A 16,252-nucleotide genomic window follows, 5' to 3' on the forward strand; every position below is an offset into this window, starting at 1 on the left:
GAAGGCTTTCCCTTCCATTCCCTGGGAAATAGGTTTATTGATTGTTCCATCAAGATAGGAAGTAACTATTAATGAGAGTCTATAACTTCAGCGCCGGCCCTTCGATGTTGCCTGAAGCGGTATTGGAGCGGGCCCGGGATGAAATGCTGGATTATCAGGGCAGTGGTATGTCGGTGATGGAAATAAGTCACCGCAGCAAGCAGTTTATCGACATCGCCGAACGTACCGAGGCAAATTTGCGGGATTTGCTGGGCATTTCCAACGATTACCACTGTCTTTTCCTACAAGGGGGGGCGACTGGGCAGTTTGCCGCTATCCCGATGAATTTATTGGGAGATAAGCGCTCGACCTGTTACGTTTTGACCGGTTCTTGGTCGAAAAAAGCAGCATCGGAAGCCAAGGCATTCTCTGACGTGAAAATTGCCGCCAGCAGCGAAGAGGAGCGCTTCACCACCATTCCCGATCCCTCGGGGTGGCAAGTAGATACGGATGCCGCCTATTTGCATTACACCTCCAACGAAACCATTCACGGGGTGGAATTTCCGTTTGTGCCGGAAGTCTCGCTGCCACTGGTGACGGATATGTCCTCTAATATTTTGTCCCGGCCGGTGGAGGTTGACCGGTTTGGGCTGATTTACGCAGGCGCCCAGAAAAATATGGGGCCGGCGGGGATTACGGTGGTGATTGTACGCAAGGATTTGATCCAAACCCCGTTGTTGGGCACGCCGTCTGTCCTGGATTACAGAAAACAGGCGGAGGCGGGCTCCATGCTCAATACCCCGCCTACATATAATTGGTATCTGCTGGGGTTGGTGCTGGAATGGGTACGGGACCAAGGCAGAATTCAGGGCATTGAAAAGCAGAATATCGAAAAAGCCGAGCTTATATACCGCACCATTGATGCGTCGGATTTTTACCGCAATCCTGTCGATCCTCGCTTTCGGTCACGGATGAATATTCCATTCACTTTGGCCAACCCGGAACTGGACGGGCGGTTTTTGGCTCAGGCTCAAGAAGCCGGTTTGGTGAATTTGAAAGGGCACCGTTCGGTGGGTGGCATGCGGGCCAGTATTTACAACGCCATGCCTTTGCAAGGCGTACAGGCGCTGGTGGATTTTATGAAAGAGTTTGAAAAACGTTATGGCTGACGATCAAATATACAAAATTTTAACTTACAATCACATTGCGGTGGCGGGGTTGGAGCGCTTTCCCCGGGACCGCTATGAGGTGGCATCGGAAATTCAACACCCGGACGCCATTATTTTACGCTCGTTCAAGTTGCACGGGCTGCCGATTCCAGAATCGGTCAAGGCGGTAGGGCGCGCCGGCGCGGGGGTAAACAATATACCCGTGGAAGAGTACACCCACCGTGGCATCCCGGTATTCAATACCCCTGGCGCCAATGCCAACGCGGTGAAAGAACTAGTGCTGGCGGGGATGTTTCTGGCCAGCAGGAATATATGCCCGGCATGGGAATTTGTGCGTAACCTGCAAGGCTCGGATGAGGAAATCCACACCCAGGTGGAAAGCAATAAAAAACGCTTTCAGGGTTTTGAATTGCGTGGGAAGACCTTGGGTGTGATGGGTTTGGGCGCTATCGGGGTACAAGTTGCCAATCGGGCGCTGGAATTGGGTATGAATGTAATTGGTTACGATCCTTTCGTTACGGTGGAGCGGGCGTGGCAATTGTCCTCCTCAGTGGTCCAGGCGACCAGTAAAGAGGAGTTGTTAAATCTTTGCGACTTTGCCACTTTGCATATGCCCCTGACCAAAGAGACTCAGGGTTGCATCAATACTGAGCGCTTGCAGCTCATGCGCGAAGGTTCAGTATTGTTGAATTTCTCCCGTGACGGTTTAGTGGATGAAGAGGCCTTGCTGAGTGTGCTGGATAATGGCGGGTTGCATGCCTATGTCACCGACTTTCCGACCGCCGGGATTAAAGACCACCCTCGGGTCATAGCCTTGCCCCATATTGGTGCGTCCACCCGGGAAGCAGAGGAAAACTGCGCGGTCATGGTAGCGGATCAAATCCGGGATTTTCTCGAAAATGGCAATATCCGCAATTCCGTCAATTTTCCGGAAGTGGTGCTGCCAAGAACCCCCAACGCAACCCGGGTTGCGATTTCCAATGCCAATATTCCCGCCATGGTCAGCAAGATATCGTCCTGTTTGGGGGAAGCGCAGCTTAATATTTTGGATTTACTGAATAAATCCAAGGAAGAAGTGGCCTATACCATTATTGACGTGGAAGGCGAGGTAGGGCCGCAGGTCATAGAATCCATCCGCCAGATCAAAGGCGTCTTGTCCGCCCGGGTGATACAATGATGCTTTTAAATTAGCCTCAATTGGCGGATGGCAGCAAAGACAGAGCAAGCCCTAAACGAGCTTCGCCAAAAGATCGACCGGATCGATTCCAAGTTGCTGGAGCTCATCAGCGAGCGGGGTTCATTGGCCCAGGAAGTCGCCAAGGTGAAAATGGCGGCAGGGGAAAATGATTGTTTTTACCGCCCCGAACGGGAAGCCCAGGTGCTTCGGCGGATCATGGCGGAAAACCCCGGGCCATTGCCCGAGGCATCGGTTGCGCGGATTTTCCGGGAAGTGATGTCCGCGTGCCTGGCGCTGGAGAAACCTCTGCAAGTAGCGTTTTTGGGACCGGAGGGTACCTTTACCCAGCAGGCGGCGTTCAAGCATTTCGGCAGCGCCATTCAGGCCCAGTCATTTCCCGCCATTGACGAGATTTTTCGCGCAGTGGCCAGCGATACCTGTCAGTTTGGCGTGGTGCCGGTGGAAAATTCCACGGAAGGAGTCATTACCCATACTCTGGACAGTTTCTTGAACACTTCCTTGCTCATTACCGGCGAAGTAGTGCTCCGGATCCATCATCATTTGATGAGCCGTAGCTTGAAACTGGATGAAATCAAGGAAGTATTTTCCCACCAACAATCCTTGGCCCAATGCCGGGAGTGGCTGGATCGGTTCATGCCCAATGTTAAACGCACCGCGGTCAGCAGCAATGCCGAAGCGGCGCGATTGAGCGCGATTGTTCCCAACAGCGCCGCCATTGCCGGGGAAGTGGCGGCGCAATTGTATGAGCTGACTATTCTCCAGCGTAATATTGAGGACGAACCGGACAATACCACCCGCTTTCTGGTGATTGGTAAGCAAGAGGTGGGGCCTACCGGGGAGGACAAGACCACTTTGGTGGTTTCCACCGGCAACTTCCCGGGCGCCTTGTATCAGATATTGCAACCCTTCGCCGAGCATGGCATCAGTATGAGCAAGATCGAGTCCCGCCCTTCCCGCCGGGAATGTTGGGATTATGTCTTTTTTATAGATATCGAAGGCCATAAAAAAGAAGTCCATGTGGCCAAGGCATTAAAAGCTTTGGAAGAAAAAGCCCAGATGGTCAATTGGTTGGGTTCTTATCCTAAGGCGGTGATTTAACATGGGCGATAGCCAAATCGATTTTTTGGCCTTTTCAATGCCAGCCATTTCGGGCTTGACGCCTTATCAACCGGGCAAGCCCATTGAGTCATTGGCCCGAGAGTTGGGGCTGGATGCGGGGAAAATAGTCAAGCTAGCGTCCAATGAAAATCCGCTTGGACCAAGTCCCAAAGCATTAGCCGCAATGCAATCGGCATTAAAAGAAGTAGCCCGCTATCCCGACGGTAATGGTTATCTGTTAAAGCAAAAACTGGCGGAAAAATTGGATGTCGCCATGGCGCAGATTACCTTGGGTAACGGCTCCAATGATGTGCTGGATTTGATTGCCCGGGTGTTTTTGGGCCCCGGGCGTAGCGCGGTGTTTTCTCAATACGCTTTTGCGGTTTATCCGATCTCGGTTCAAGCAGTGGGCGCCGAGGCTCGAATCGCCCCGGCGCATGATGGCAAACAGGGCCCCAAATACGGTCATGACCTCTCGGCAATGTTGGACCGGGTGGCGGACAATACCACCGTCGTTTTTATCGCCAATCCCAACAACCCCACTGGCACCTATGTGTCCCGCCAAGAACTAAAGGATTTCCTCCAAAACCTGCCGGAGCGGGTTATCGCCGTGGTGGACGAAGCCTATTTTGAATATGTGGAAAAAGACGATTATCCAGATTCATTATCCTGGCTCGACCAGTTTCCCAACTTGATTGTTACCCGTACCTTTTCCAAGGCCTATGGCCTGGCGGGACTGAGGGTGGGTTATGCGTTGTCCAATCCGCAAATCGCTGATTTGCTCAACAGAGTGCGTCAGCCTTTCAACGCAAACAACGTGGCCTTGGCGGCGGCGGTGGCGGCTTTGGACGACAGTGCCCATTTGCAGGCTAGTCGCGCCATCAATGAAGAAGGCAAGGCCCAACTGGAAGCAGCGTTTCAGCAAAGGGGGTTGGATTATATTCCTTCGGTGGGTAATTTTGTCACCGTTGACATGGGTCGGGAAGGGGAGCCTGTTTTTCACGCGCTACTAAAAGAAGGGGTGATTGTGCGTCCTGTCGCAAATTATGGCATGCCCAGACATTTGCGGGTTTCCATCGGCACCAGGGAAGAAAATCAAACCTTTATCGACGCGCTGGATTGTGTGTTGTGATGCAGTCTAAGCCGGCATAATGCAAATCCAGCGGCTGTGCATAATAGGTGTAGGCTTGATTGGCGGCTCCGTGGCATTGGCGGCCAAGGCCCGGGGATTATGCCGGGAGATAATCGGGGTGGACCTGGATGGCGAAAATCTACTCCAGGCTGTGGAACTGGGGGTGATTGATGATGCTTGCGTCGATGTCAGAGAAGGGGCGGAGTATGCGGACGGGGTGGTGATTGCGACGCCCGTGGGCAGCGTGCGCCAAGTGTTTGAATCCTTGCGGCCGGTTTGGTCGGAAAGAGCTTTTTACACCGATGTGGGCAGTACCAAATCCAGTGTTGTGAAAGCAGCCGAAGCCGTTTTCGGAGAAGTGCCGAAGAATTTTGTACCCGCCCACCCAATCGCTGGCCGTGAATTGAGCGGTGTCAATGCAGCGACGGTGGATTTGTTTTTGGGTAAGCGGGTGATTTTGACGCCGTTGCCAGTCACTCAAATCCGGGCATTGGAGCAAGTGCGCCAGTTCTGGAAATCCTTTGGCGCGGAGATCCATGACATGAGCGTTGCTCATCACGACCATGTGCTCGCCGCCACCAGCCATCTTCCTCATGTGATTGCCTTTGCCTTGACCCATATGCTTGGCCGCAAGGATGAAAAGGATGAAATCTTTCAATACGCTGCGGGAGGTTTTAAAGATTTCACCCGCATTGCCTCCAGCGATCCGGGTATGTGGACGGATATTTGCCTGGCCAATCAAAAGGAGGTTTTGGCCTATCTCCGCCAGTTCGAGCAAGCGCTGAAAGAGTTTGGTGACAAGCTGGAACAGGCCGACTGGCAGGTGATTCATGATTTTTTTGCCGAAGCCAAAGCGGCCCGGCAGCGTTTCCTTGATCAGCAGTAAAATGACAGGACCTTATGACCAATCAGATTGAATTTGTAGTGACCCCGGGAGGCAAATTGAGCGGGCAAGCCCGGGTTCCGGGGGATAAATCCATTTCCCACCGCAGCGTGATGTTGGGCGCCATTGCCGAAGGCGTGACCCGGGTGACCGGCTTTCTGGAGGCTGAGGATGCCTTGGCGACCCTGGCTGCTTTCAAGCAAATGGGAGTTGCCATTGAAGGTCCCGACAATGGCCGGTTGATTATTCACGGGGTTGGCATGCATGGTTTACAAGCCCCGGAAGGTCCTTTGTATCTGGGGAATTCAGGGACATCCATGCGCTTGTTGTGCGGATTATTAGCGGGCCAGTCTTTTGATAGCGTATTGACTGGGGACGAGTCACTTTCCCGCCGGCCCATGCGCCGGGTGACCGAGCCGTTGCAGGCCATGGGCGCTAAAATCGAAACCACACCTCAGGGCACCGCGCCGCTGAAAATCCACGGCGGCCAGCGGCTAAAAGGGGTCGACTATGCCATGCCGGTGGCCAGCGCCCAAGTCAAGTCTTCGTTATTATTGGCAGGACTTTACGCCAATGGAGGAGAAACTTGCGTTGAAGAACCGGCGCCAACCCGGGACCACACCGAGCGAATGCTGACAGGGTTTGGCTATGAAGTGAACCGTCAGGGCAACCGGGTTTGTGTGCGGGGAGGGGACAAGTTGATTGCTACCGATTTAGATGTTCCCGCCGATATTTCTTCCGCGGCATTTTTTCTGGTTGGCGCCAGCATTGCCCCGGATTCCGAGTTGATTCTGCAACACGTAGGGATCAATCCAACCCGGACTGGCGTGATTGATATTCTGAAACTGATGGGGGCGGATATTGAAGTGATAAATCCCCGTCAAGTTGGCGGAGAACCGGTTGCGGATTTAAGGGTACGGTCCGCGCCGCTCAAGGGAATCCAAATTCCCGAGGCGCTGGTTCCCCTCGCCATTGATGAGTTTCCTGTTCTGTTTATTGCCGCCGCCTGTGCCGAAGGCGAGACGACTTTGAGCGGGGCTGAAGAGCTACGGGTCAAGGAAAGCGATCGTATTCAAGTGATGGCCGATGGCTTGACCATTCTGGGAATTGAAGCGAATCCAAAACCCGATGGCATTAGTATCCAGGGCGGGGAAATTGCTAGCGGTCGGGTGCACTCTCACGGCGATCACCGTATTGCCATGGCCTTTGCCATTGCCGGTTTGCGGGCGCGAGGCCCAATAGAGATCGAAGACTGTGCCAACGTGAACACATCTTTCCCAGGGTTTGCCCGGCTGGCCCGGCAATTGGGGCTGAATGTGGAGGAGGTGCGGTGTGGCTGAATCCGTGCCGGTATTGACCATTGACGGTCCCAGTGGGGCGGGGAAAGGAACGGTCAGCAAACTATTGGCAAAACGATTGGGATGGCACTTCCTGGACAGTGGCGCCATTTACCGTGCCCTCGCCTGGGCGGTTTTGTCCCGTGGTGTTTCCCTCGTAGATGAAGAGGCAGTGTCGAAGGTGGCAATGGAAATGACATTGGAATTTATTTGTAACGAGTCCGTCCAAGTCTTGGTTGACGGCAAGGATGTCACTGATGAGCTACAAACCGAGGAATGTGGGCGGGCTGCGTCAACGATTGCTGCCTACCCCAAGGTCCGGCAAGCGCTGCTGGAAAAGCAACGGCAGTTTCTTCGCCCGCCAGGCTTGATTGCCGATGGACGGGATATGGGCACAGTGGTTTTCCCCGATGCGCCCTACAAAGTTTTTTTAACCGCAAGCCCCGAAGTCCGGGCTGAAAGGCGTTATCGTCAGTTGAAAGAACAAGGGTTTGATGTTAATCTTGACCAAATAATCAATGACTTGGAAGAAAGGGATCGGCGCGACCGAGAGCGCAAGGAAGCCCCCTTGAAACCGGCGCGGGACGCTGTCGTTATCGATTCATCGGGGTTGACGGCACAGCAGGTCGTCGACAGGATTCTGGCGTTGCTGCCAAAATCTTTGACAAGTCAACCTAGGGGCCGCTGAATCACATTGATCAGCGGCGTGGTTTTATTAATCAACGAAATTGATCGTTTTTGTTTCCCAGGACCGGCCTGGGGTGGAAGTGGAAAATCATGAGCGAAAGCTTTGCGGAATTATTTGAAGAGAGCCTGGCGAAAACCGAAATGCGTCCCGGGACGCTGCTCAAGGCCAAGGTGGTGGATATTACCCCTGACGCAGTAATTGTTGATGCAGGTTTAAAGTCCGAGGGGATTGTCCCCAAGTGGCAGTTTTTGGATGAAAACGGCCAGCTCGAAGTGGAAGTGGGTGACGAAGTGGAAGTCGCCCTGGATATGGTGGAAGATGGCTTGGGCGCGACGTTGCTGTCGCGGGAAAAGGCCAAGCGTTCCCGTGCCTGGGAAGAGCTGGAAGAAGCCTTTGAAAAAGGCGAAACCGTCAAGGGTAAAATCACCGGCAAAGTGCGTGGCGGCTTTACTGTTGAAATCGGCCCGCTGCGGGCGTTTCTTCCAGGTTCTCTGGTGGATGTGCGTCCCGTGCGCGATACCAGTCACCTGGAAGGCCAGGAGCTGGAATTTAAAGTCATCAAGCTGGATCCCAAACGCAACAATATCGTGCTGTCCAGGCGCGCGGTGGTGGAAACGGAATACAGCGCCGACCGCGAAGCCTTGTTGCAGCAGCTCAAGGAAGAAGGAACGGTTAAAGGGGTGGTCAAGAATATCACCGATTACGGCGCCTTTATCGATTTGGGCGGTATCGATGGCCTTTTGCATATTACCGATATGGCCTGGAAGCGGGTTCGTCATCCGTCGGAAGTGGTCCAACTCGGCCAGGAAATTGATGTCAAAGTACTCAAGTTCGACGAAGAGAAACAGCGGGTCTCCTTGGGCCTGAAACAGCTCAGCGAAGATCCATGGAAAGATATCGCCCGCCGCTATCCACCTGGAACCCGGTTGATTGGCAAGGTGACCAATCTTACCGATTACGGTTGCTTTGTTGAATTGGAAGATGGCGTGGAAGGGTTGGTCCACGTTTCGGAAATGGATTGGACCAATAAAAACATCAACCCGGCCAAGCTGGTACAGGTCGGTGACGAAGTCGAAGTCATGGTCTTGGAGATTGACGAAGACCGGCGCCGGATTTCCTTGGGGATGAAGCAGTGCAAACCCAATCCGTGGGAAGAATTTGCCGCAACCCATAACAAGGGCGAAAAGGTCAAGGGCGTGATCAAATCCATCACCGATTTCGGTATCTTTGTGGGCCTGGAAGGTGGCATTGACGGCTTGGTTCATTTGTCGGACATTTCCTGGAATGAGGCTGGCGAGGAAGCCGTGCGCAAGTTCAAGAAAGGCGATGAAATCGAAGCGGTTATTTTGGCGATTGATCCGGAGCGGGAAAGAATCTCTCTGGGTATCAAGCAGCTGGAACAAGATCCTTTTCAGAATTTCATTGCCGAACATGAAAGAGGCAGCCTGGTTAAAGGCGTGGTTAAAGAGGTGGACGCCAAAGGCGCAGTGGTAGAGTTGGCCGATGGCGTGCTGGGTTATCTCAGGGCCTCGGAACTCACCCGCGACCGGGTAGAGGATGCCCGGACCGTGCTGAAGGAAGGAGACGAAGTGGAAGCCAGGTTCATCGGTGTCGATAAAAAGAACAAGATGATTATGCTTTCTGTCAAGGCCAAAGACGAAGCTGAAGAACAAGCTGTCGTCAAGGAATACAGTCAGCAGCCCGTAGGGTCGCCGACGTTGGGAGATTTGTTCAAGGAACAAATGGAAGACAAGGAATAACATCTTGGCTTGATTAAATAAGGGGCGATTCATCGCCCCTTATTTGTGTGAAAGATAAAAAACTATGAATAAGTCTGAATTAATCGACAATCTCACCCAGCGCCTGCTTGCCGAGAAAGGGATCGAACTCAACAGCAAGGATGTGGAATTGGCGGTGAAAAGTATTATCGACTTTTTGGGAGAGTCTTTGGCTCAGGGGCAAAGGATAGAAATTCGGGGATTCGGCAGTTTCACTTTGCGTAATCGCCCACCACGGGTTGGGCGAAACCCAAGAACGGGCGAACCGGTGAACTTGCCGGCAAAAAATGTTCCTCATTTTAAATCTGGAAAGGATCTCCGGGAAAGAGTGAATGAAGCAGCCCAGAAGAAAAGAAGAGATATCGATTAGAAAACCTGTTAATCGAAAAAAACCGCCTTGCGTGACTCCAGCGCAGGTAACACAAACCAGAATTTGAAATAGCAGGCAACCTGCATGGATCGTGTTAAGAACGCATCCCAATGGTTAATGGGAGGTGGTTGGTCTTTGTGAATGATGGCGGCCTGGATGGCCGCTTTCAAGCCTTCAGGGATGAGTTAACGGTCGCGTTTCCCAAAGGCTGATCCATCTCCCTATCGAGATAGGCTCTAATTGAGCCTAAGGCTTGGACAATCCCGGCTTCGGGTAAGTACGCTGAATCTTCTGATACTTTCGAGAGAATGTAATGTTAGATCCCCGGCTTTTACGGCAATCTCTGGACGAAATTGAACGCCAGATGGCGCGGCGCGGCGCCAATTTTGATCCATCATTGTATTTAAGGTTGGAGGAAAAGCGCAAAGCTCTCCAGATTCAGACTCAAAAGCTTCAAAATGAACGTAACGTCCGTTCCAAAGCCATTGGTCAGGCAAAAGCAAAAGGCGAGGATATCCAGCCGTTACTGGAAGAAGTCGGGCGGCTTGGAGACGATCTAAAACGGTGCGAAGCAGAGTTGGCCGAAATTCAAGCTCAACTTGACCGGTTCTTATTGGGTTTGCCAAATATTCTGGATGAAGAGGTCCCGGAAGGGAAAAGCGAAGAAGATAACGTTGAAATAAGCCGTTGGGGAGAGCCGCCCAAATTTGATTTTCCGCCCAAGGATCATGTGGATTTAGGCGTCAGTAAGGGTTATCTAGACTTTGATGCCGCGGCAAAAATAACCGGCTCGCGGTTTGTCGTAATCAAAGGTCCCCTGGCGCGGCTGCATCGCGCGCTTATCCAGTTTATGTTGGATATACATACCAGCGAGCATGGCTATCAAGAGATTTACGTACCTTATTTGGTCAACGCCGATTCTTTATTAGCCACAGGTCAGTTGCCAAAATTCGAGGACGACCTTTTCAAGGTCGAACGAGATCCCCCTTGGTATTTGATTCCCACTGCGGAAGTACCGGTCACTAATTTGGTCCGCGGCGAGATCATCGACGCCGCTGCTTTGCCTCTGCGATTCGTTGCCCATACGCCGTGTTTTCGGTCTGAGGCCGGATCTTACGGCAAAGATGTGCGTGGCATGATTCGCCAACATCAGTTTGAAAAAGTAGAGTTAGTGCAAATCACCCGCCCAGAGCAGTCTTCACAAGCCCATGAGGAGCTTACCCAGCATGCTGAGACCATCCTCCAACGCTTGGGTCTTCCTTATCGGAAAATGCTTTTGTGTGCTGGCGATACGGGTTTTTCAGCGGCTAAAACCTATGATCTGGAAGTTTGGCTGCCAGGGCAGCAAAAATACCGGGAAATCTCTTCGTGCAGCAATTTCCGTGATTTTCAGGCTCGGCGGATGAAAGCCCGGTGGCGTAATCCTGATACCGGGAAACCAGAGTTAGTGCATACATTGAATGGTTCTGGCCTGGCAGTGGGGCGAACCTTGATTGCCATTATGGAAAATTATCAAGATGAAAACGGTAACATCCAGGTGCCGGAGGCGCTGCGTCCCTACATGCTTGGTTCGGAAGTGATTGCTTGAGTCAGAGGTTGGTTTAGGAGATATAAAAAATGAAAATAATGCTTTTAGGCGCGCCAGGGTCCGGGAAGGGTACACAGGCGCAATTTATCTGTGAGAGATATCAAATACCGCAAATTTCCACCGGTGATATGCTCAGGGCCGCGGTCAAAGCCGGTACTCCTTTGGGGCGGCAGGCCAAAGCGATTATGGATGCGGGTGAATTGGTGCCAGACGATATTATCTTGAACCTGATTAAAGAAAGAATCTCTCAACCTGATTGTGAAAAGGGGTTTTTGCTCGATGGTTTTCCAAGAACGATTGCGCAAGCTGAAGGCTTGGAAAAAATGGGCGTGACTTTGGATTACGTTATCGAAATTGATGTGCCGGATGAGGAAATAATCAAACGGCTGAGCGGCCGGCGGGTTCATCCAGGTTCGGGCCGAGTCTATCATTTGCTATATAATCCTCCCAAGGAAGATTGTAAGGATGATCTTACCGGCGAACCTCTGATCCAACGCGATGACGATAAAGAAGAAACAGTACGAAAACGCCTGGAAGTCTATCATCAACAAACCGCACCCTTGATTGATTTTTACCGGCAAAAGGCGGAGAAAGGCAGGGTAAAATTTTATTCAATTCCGGGATTGGGGTCTGTGGAGGAAATTCGCGAGCGGATTTTTTCAATTTTAGATAGCTAACAGAAGATCTTTGTTACGGTAACACGGTCTATTATTGCAAAGAATTTTGTGTTTTTATTGATTCTCTAATGTTGCGAGAAGGCGTGAAACCTTTTTAAAAAGCTATATTGACTAGGTTAAGTATGGGAAAAACTTTATACGATAAAATTTGGGAAAATCATCTGATACGTACAGAGCCTGATGGTACGTCATTAATTTATATTGATCGCCAGTTGATTCACGAGGTCACCTCCCCCCAAGCTTTTGAAGGTCTGCGCTTGGCCGGTCGCAAGCCATGGCGGCCCGAGGCCAATTTAGCAGTGGCTGATCATAACGTTCCCACCAAAGATCGTGATCTAGGGATTACCGATCCTGTTTCCCGCCTGCAAGTGGCTACCTTGGAAAAAAACTGCGCCGAATTTGGCATACCGGTTTTTTCCATGGATGACGCGCGTCAGGGGATTGTTCATGTGGTTGGACCAGAGATTGGTTTTACTCAACCGGGGACGACCATGGTTTGCGGTGATTCCCATACTTCAACCCACGGGGCTTTGGGGGCATTGGCGTTTGGCGTGGGGACTTCGGAAGTCGAACACGTGTTGGCTACCCAATGCCTGTGGATGAGAAAAGCCCAAAATATGCTGGTTTTGGTGGAAGGACAAGTGGGAGAAGGGGTGACCGCCAAAGATATTGTCCTGGCAATTATTGGTGAAATAGGAACAGCAGGCGGCACCGGTTACACCATTGAATTTGCCGGCAGCGCCATCCGCGCCTTGTCCGTGGAAGGGCGGATGACAATATGTAATATGGCTATTGAAGCAGGCGCGCGTTCTGGACTGGTGGCGGTGGATGATGCCACGTTGGAATATATTCAAGGCCGCCCATTGGCACCGAAAGGGGAACTTTGGGATAAGGCGGTGCAAAACTGGCGTCAACTGCACAGTGATCCGGATGCGCAATTTGACCGGGTTGTTGAACTGGATGCCAGTCAGATCAAGCCCCAAGTGACTTGGGGAACATCTCCGGAAATGGTCGTCCCGGTGGATGCTAGTGTTCCTGATCCGTCACGGGAGAAAGATCCTGTCAAACGGAAAAGCTTGGAAAGGGCGTTGGAATATATGGCGCTCAGGCCCGGCATGCCGATTCAATCAATTCAGCTTGATAAGGTATTTATCGGCTCTTGCACAAATTCCCGAATTGAAGACCTGCGTGCGGCAGCGGCAGTTATAAGGGGCCGGAAAGTGGCTTCCAACATCAAATTAGCCATGGTGGTACCTGGTTCGGGCCAAGTGAAGCAACAAGCCGAAGCCGAGGGTTTGGACAGGATTTTTGTCGAAGCGGGCTTTGAGTGGCGCGACCCCGGCTGCTCGATGTGCCTGGCCATGAATGCGGACAAGTTGGAACCCGGAGAACGCTGTGCCTCGACTTCCAACCGCAATTTCGAGGGAAGGCAAGGGTTTGGAGGGCGGACTCATTTAGTGAGCCCGGCAATGGCGGCAGCGGCAGCACTTTCTGGACATTTCGTTGACGTGAGGAATTTCTAATTATGCAAGCGTTTGAACGCATCACTTCACAGGTCATACCCTTGGATCGAGCCAATGTGGATACCGACGCCATCATTCCCAAACAGTTTCTCAAGTCGATTCGGCGTACCGGGTTTGGACCGTTTTTATTTGACGAATGGCGTTACTTGGATCGGGGCGAACCCGACATGGATTGCAGCAACAGGCCGATCAATCCTGATTTCATCCTAAATCAGCCGGAATACAAAGACGGCCAAATTTTGTTGGCGCGGGAAAATTTCGGTTGTGGCTCTTCCCGCGAGCATGCGCCTTGGGCGCTATTGGATTATGGCATCCGGGTCATCATTGCTCCCAGCTTTGCGGATATTTTCTACAACAATTGTTTCAAAAACGGCTTGCTTCCCATTGTTTTATCGGCGGAAGAAGTCGACGCGTTGTTTAAAGAGGTAGGTCCTGGGTATCAATTAACCGTTGACCTGCAAAATCAAACCATCATCAAGCCGGATGGTACGCAATATCGGTTTGAAATCGATGCTTCCCGCAAGCAACGTTTGTTGGAGGGATTGGACGATATTGCCTTGACTTTGAAGTATGCAGACGAAATTCGTCAATTCGAAGACCAGTATCGGCAACGGGCGCCTTGGTTGTTTACCGGGCAAGCGCCTCTTTAATTAAAATTCAACGGTTAGTATATGACGAAGAAAATTGCAGTATTGCCGGGAGATGGAATCGGCCCGGAAATTATTCGCGAAGCATTAAAAGTTTTAGATTGTCTGCGCCAAGAATTTGGCGTGGAGGTGGAAACCGAACAAGGTTTGGTTGGCGGTGTGGCTTATGATGCCAAGGGCCATCCTTTGCCCCAAGAGACCTTGGATCTAGTGAATTCGGCCGATGCGGTATTACTGGGAGCAGTAGGTGGTCCCCGTTGGGAAGCCTTGGATTATTCGGTTCGTCCCGAGCGGGGTTTGCTGGGGCTGCGCAGTGAATTGAATCTTTTCGCCAATCTGCGCCCTGCCATGCTCCACCCTCAGTTAGTAGAGGCCTCTACATTGAAGCCTGAAGTGGTTTCCGGTTTGGATCTTATGATTATCCGGGAATTGACTGGTGGCATTTACTTTGGCAAACCCAGAGGGGTGCGCACCCTGGACAGTGGGGAACGAGTGGGGCTCAATACGCTTATTTATAATGAATCAGAGATCCGGCGCATCGCCACGGTGGCTTTTGATACGGCGATGAAAAGAAACCGCAGGCTTTGTTCCGTCGATAAAGCCAATGTTTTGGAGTGTACTGAATTATGGCGGGATGTGGTAACCGAGGTGGGCAAGGATTATCCCGAAGTTACCCTGAGCCATATGTACGTGGATAATGCCGCGATGCAATTAGTGCGGGCGCCCAAGCAGTTTGATGTGATGGTGACCACTAACATGTTTGGCGATATATTGTCCGATTGCGCCGCCATGCTGACAGGCTCCATTGGCATGTTGCCATCTGCTTCCCTGGATGAACAGGGTAAAGGTATGTATGAACCCATTCACGGTTCTGCCCCGGATATTGCCGGTAAGAATCTGGCTAATCCATTGGCAACCATATTATCTTTAGGGATGCTGTTCCGTTATTCCTTTAACCAAGGTGATATTGCAGAGCGGATTGAGAATGCCGTGGAAGCAGCATTGGATAGCGGCATGCGTACCGCGGATATTTATTCGGAAGGCTGCCGACAGGTTACCACTGGAGAAATGGGCGACGCGGTAGTGAATGCACTCCGGACTCAGGAAAATTAAGAGGAAGGTCAAAGATGAGTAAAACCTACAATATCGCTGTCGTAGGCGCGACGGGCGCGGTAGGGGAGGTCATGCTGGAAATTTTGGCCGAGCGTGACTTTCCGGTAGGGGAAGTTTATGCATTGGCAAGCCAGCGTTCTGTGGGAGAAAAGCTTTTGTTCAAAAACCGGCAACTGGTGGTGCAAGACCTTGCCGAGTTTGATTTTTCCCAGGCGCAGATTGGACTGTTTTCCGCCGGCGCCAGCATTTCGGAAAAATTTGCCCCCATTGCCGCCGAGGCAGGGTGCGTGGTCATCGACAATACCTCCCAATTCCGCTATGACGACGATATCCCGTTGGTTGTACCGGAAGTCAACCCCCGGGATTTGGCTCAATACACGAATCGGGGCATCATTGCCAATCCCAATTGTTCCACCATTCAAATGGTGGTGGCGTTAAAGCCAATCTATGATGCGGCGGGGATAGAGCGCATCAATGTCTGCACTTATCAAGCCGTTTCCGGCTCCGGGAAAGAAGCGATTGAAGAGCTTGCCATGCAAACGGCCCAGCTGCTCAATGGCAAATCCATTGAGCCTAAAGTTTATCCAAAGCAAATTGCTTTTAATGTATTGCCGCACATTGATGTCTTCCTGGATAACGGTTATACCAAAGAAGAAATGAAAATGGTGTGGGAAACCAGGAAGATTCTTGGTGATGAATCCATTCAGGTGAATCCCACCACCGTCCGGGTGCCTGTGTTTTACGGGCATAGTGAAGCGGTGCATATTGAAACCCGGGAGAAAATCAGTGCTGACAATGCCCGGGAATTATTGGAGAAATTTCCCGGGGTGATCGTCCTGGATACAAGAGAGGCAGGAGGGTACCCTACAGCAGTGACGGAAGCGGCTGGCAAGGATGCGGTTTATGTCGGAAGAATCAGGGAAGATATTTCTCATCCCAAAGGCTTGGACCTTTGGGTGGTTGCGGACAATGTTCGTAAGGGGGCGGCTCTAAATAGCGTTCAAATTGCTGAGTTGCTGGTCAAAAATTATATTTGAGCTATCCTTACAAGGAAGCCAAGATTAGCTCAAAG

At 51.6% G+C, this 16,252-nt stretch carries 15 protein-coding genes; all 15 read left to right on the top strand.

Going from position 1 to position 16,252, the window contains the following annotated elements; translation table 11 throughout:
• Positions 1-71: 71 nt before the first annotated feature.
• The 15 genes from AXA67_01860 (at position 72) to AXA67_01930 (ending at position 16,217) form a co-directional block, all read left to right on the top strand.
• Positions 72-1,148 carry a 3-phosphoserine/phosphohydroxythreonine aminotransferase gene (locus AXA67_01860; protein ID KXJ39427.1) on the top strand — a complete coding sequence of 359 codons (1,077 nt, stop codon included), beginning with the start codon at positions 72-74 and terminating at the stop codon, positions 1,146-1,148.
• Positions 1,149-1,155: 7 nt separating this feature from the next.
• Entirely contained in the window at positions 1,156-2,325 is a 1,170-nt protein-coding gene (locus AXA67_01865) for a 3-phosphoglycerate dehydrogenase (GenBank protein KXJ39464.1), read from the top strand.
• A 27-nt stretch (positions 2,326-2,352) separates the two neighbouring features.
• Positions 2,353-3,444: a prephenate dehydratase gene (locus AXA67_01870; GenBank protein KXJ39428.1), complete on the top strand. Its 1,092-nt coding sequence runs from the start codon at positions 2,353-2,355 to the stop codon at positions 3,442-3,444.
• Between the two features lies 1 nt (position 3,445).
• A complete protein-coding gene (locus AXA67_01875; GenBank protein KXJ39429.1) occupies positions 3,446-4,576 on the top strand; it encodes an aspartate aminotransferase in 1,131 nt (376 codons plus the stop codon).
• Positions 4,577-4,595: 19 nt separating this feature from the next.
• Positions 4,596-5,462 (top strand): prephenate dehydrogenase, encoded by an 867-nt coding sequence (locus AXA67_01880; protein KXJ39430.1) that lies wholly within the window; start codon positions 4,596-4,598, stop codon positions 5,460-5,462.
• Positions 5,463-5,476: 14 nt separating this feature from the next.
• The gene (locus AXA67_01885) at positions 5,477-6,799 is read left to right on the top strand and encodes a 3-phosphoshikimate 1-carboxyvinyltransferase (protein ID KXJ39431.1); all 1,323 of its coding nucleotides are present in this window, start codon (positions 5,477-5,479) and stop codon (positions 6,797-6,799) included.
• Positions 6,792-7,484 (top strand): cytidylate kinase, encoded by a 693-nt coding sequence (cmk, locus tag AXA67_01890; GenBank protein KXJ39432.1) that lies wholly within the window; start codon positions 6,792-6,794, stop codon positions 7,482-7,484. Before AXA67_01885 ends, cmk begins: the two co-directional genes overlap by 8 nt.
• An 89-nt stretch (positions 7,485-7,573) precedes the next feature.
• On the top strand, positions 7,574-9,244 hold the full coding sequence (rpsA, locus tag AXA67_01895) for a 30S ribosomal protein S1 (protein KXJ39433.1): 1,671 nt from the start codon (positions 7,574-7,576) through the stop codon (positions 9,242-9,244).
• A gap of 64 nt (positions 9,245-9,308) precedes the next feature.
• Complete coding sequence (locus AXA67_01900) at positions 9,309-9,632, top strand: integration host factor subunit beta (GenBank protein KXJ39434.1); 324 nt, start codon at positions 9,309-9,311, stop codon at positions 9,630-9,632.
• Positions 9,633-9,945: 313 nt separating this feature from the next.
• Positions 9,946-11,220 (top strand): serine--tRNA ligase, encoded by a 1,275-nt coding sequence (locus AXA67_01905; protein KXJ39435.1) that lies wholly within the window; start codon positions 9,946-9,948, stop codon positions 11,218-11,220.
• Between the two features lie 29 nt (positions 11,221-11,249).
• The gene (locus AXA67_01910) at positions 11,250-11,897 is read left to right on the top strand and encodes an adenylate kinase (protein ID KXJ39436.1); all 648 of its coding nucleotides are present in this window, start codon (positions 11,250-11,252) and stop codon (positions 11,895-11,897) included.
• Between the two features lie 122 nt (positions 11,898-12,019).
• Positions 12,020-13,420: an isopropylmalate isomerase gene (locus tag AXA67_01915; GenBank protein ID KXJ39437.1), complete on the top strand. Its 1,401-nt coding sequence runs from the start codon at positions 12,020-12,022 to the stop codon at positions 13,418-13,420.
• A gap of 2 nt (positions 13,421-13,422) precedes the next feature.
• A complete protein-coding gene (locus AXA67_01920; protein ID KXJ39438.1) occupies positions 13,423-14,070 on the top strand; it encodes a 3-isopropylmalate dehydratase in 648 nt (215 codons plus the stop codon).
• A 21-nt stretch (positions 14,071-14,091) separates the two neighbouring features.
• Positions 14,092-15,180, top strand: coding sequence for a 3-isopropylmalate dehydrogenase (locus tag AXA67_01925; protein KXJ39439.1), 1,089 nt, complete (start codon positions 14,092-14,094; stop codon positions 15,178-15,180).
• 14 nt (positions 15,181-15,194) lie between these two features.
• On the top strand, positions 15,195-16,217 hold the full coding sequence (locus tag AXA67_01930; protein ID KXJ39440.1) for an aspartate-semialdehyde dehydrogenase: 1,023 nt from the start codon (positions 15,195-15,197) through the stop codon (positions 16,215-16,217).
• Positions 16,218-16,252 lie beyond the last annotated feature (35 nt).

The organism is Methylothermaceae bacteria B42 (assembly GCA_001566965.1).
Classification (GTDB): Bacteria; Pseudomonadota; Gammaproteobacteria; order Methylococcales; family Methylothermaceae; genus Methylohalobius.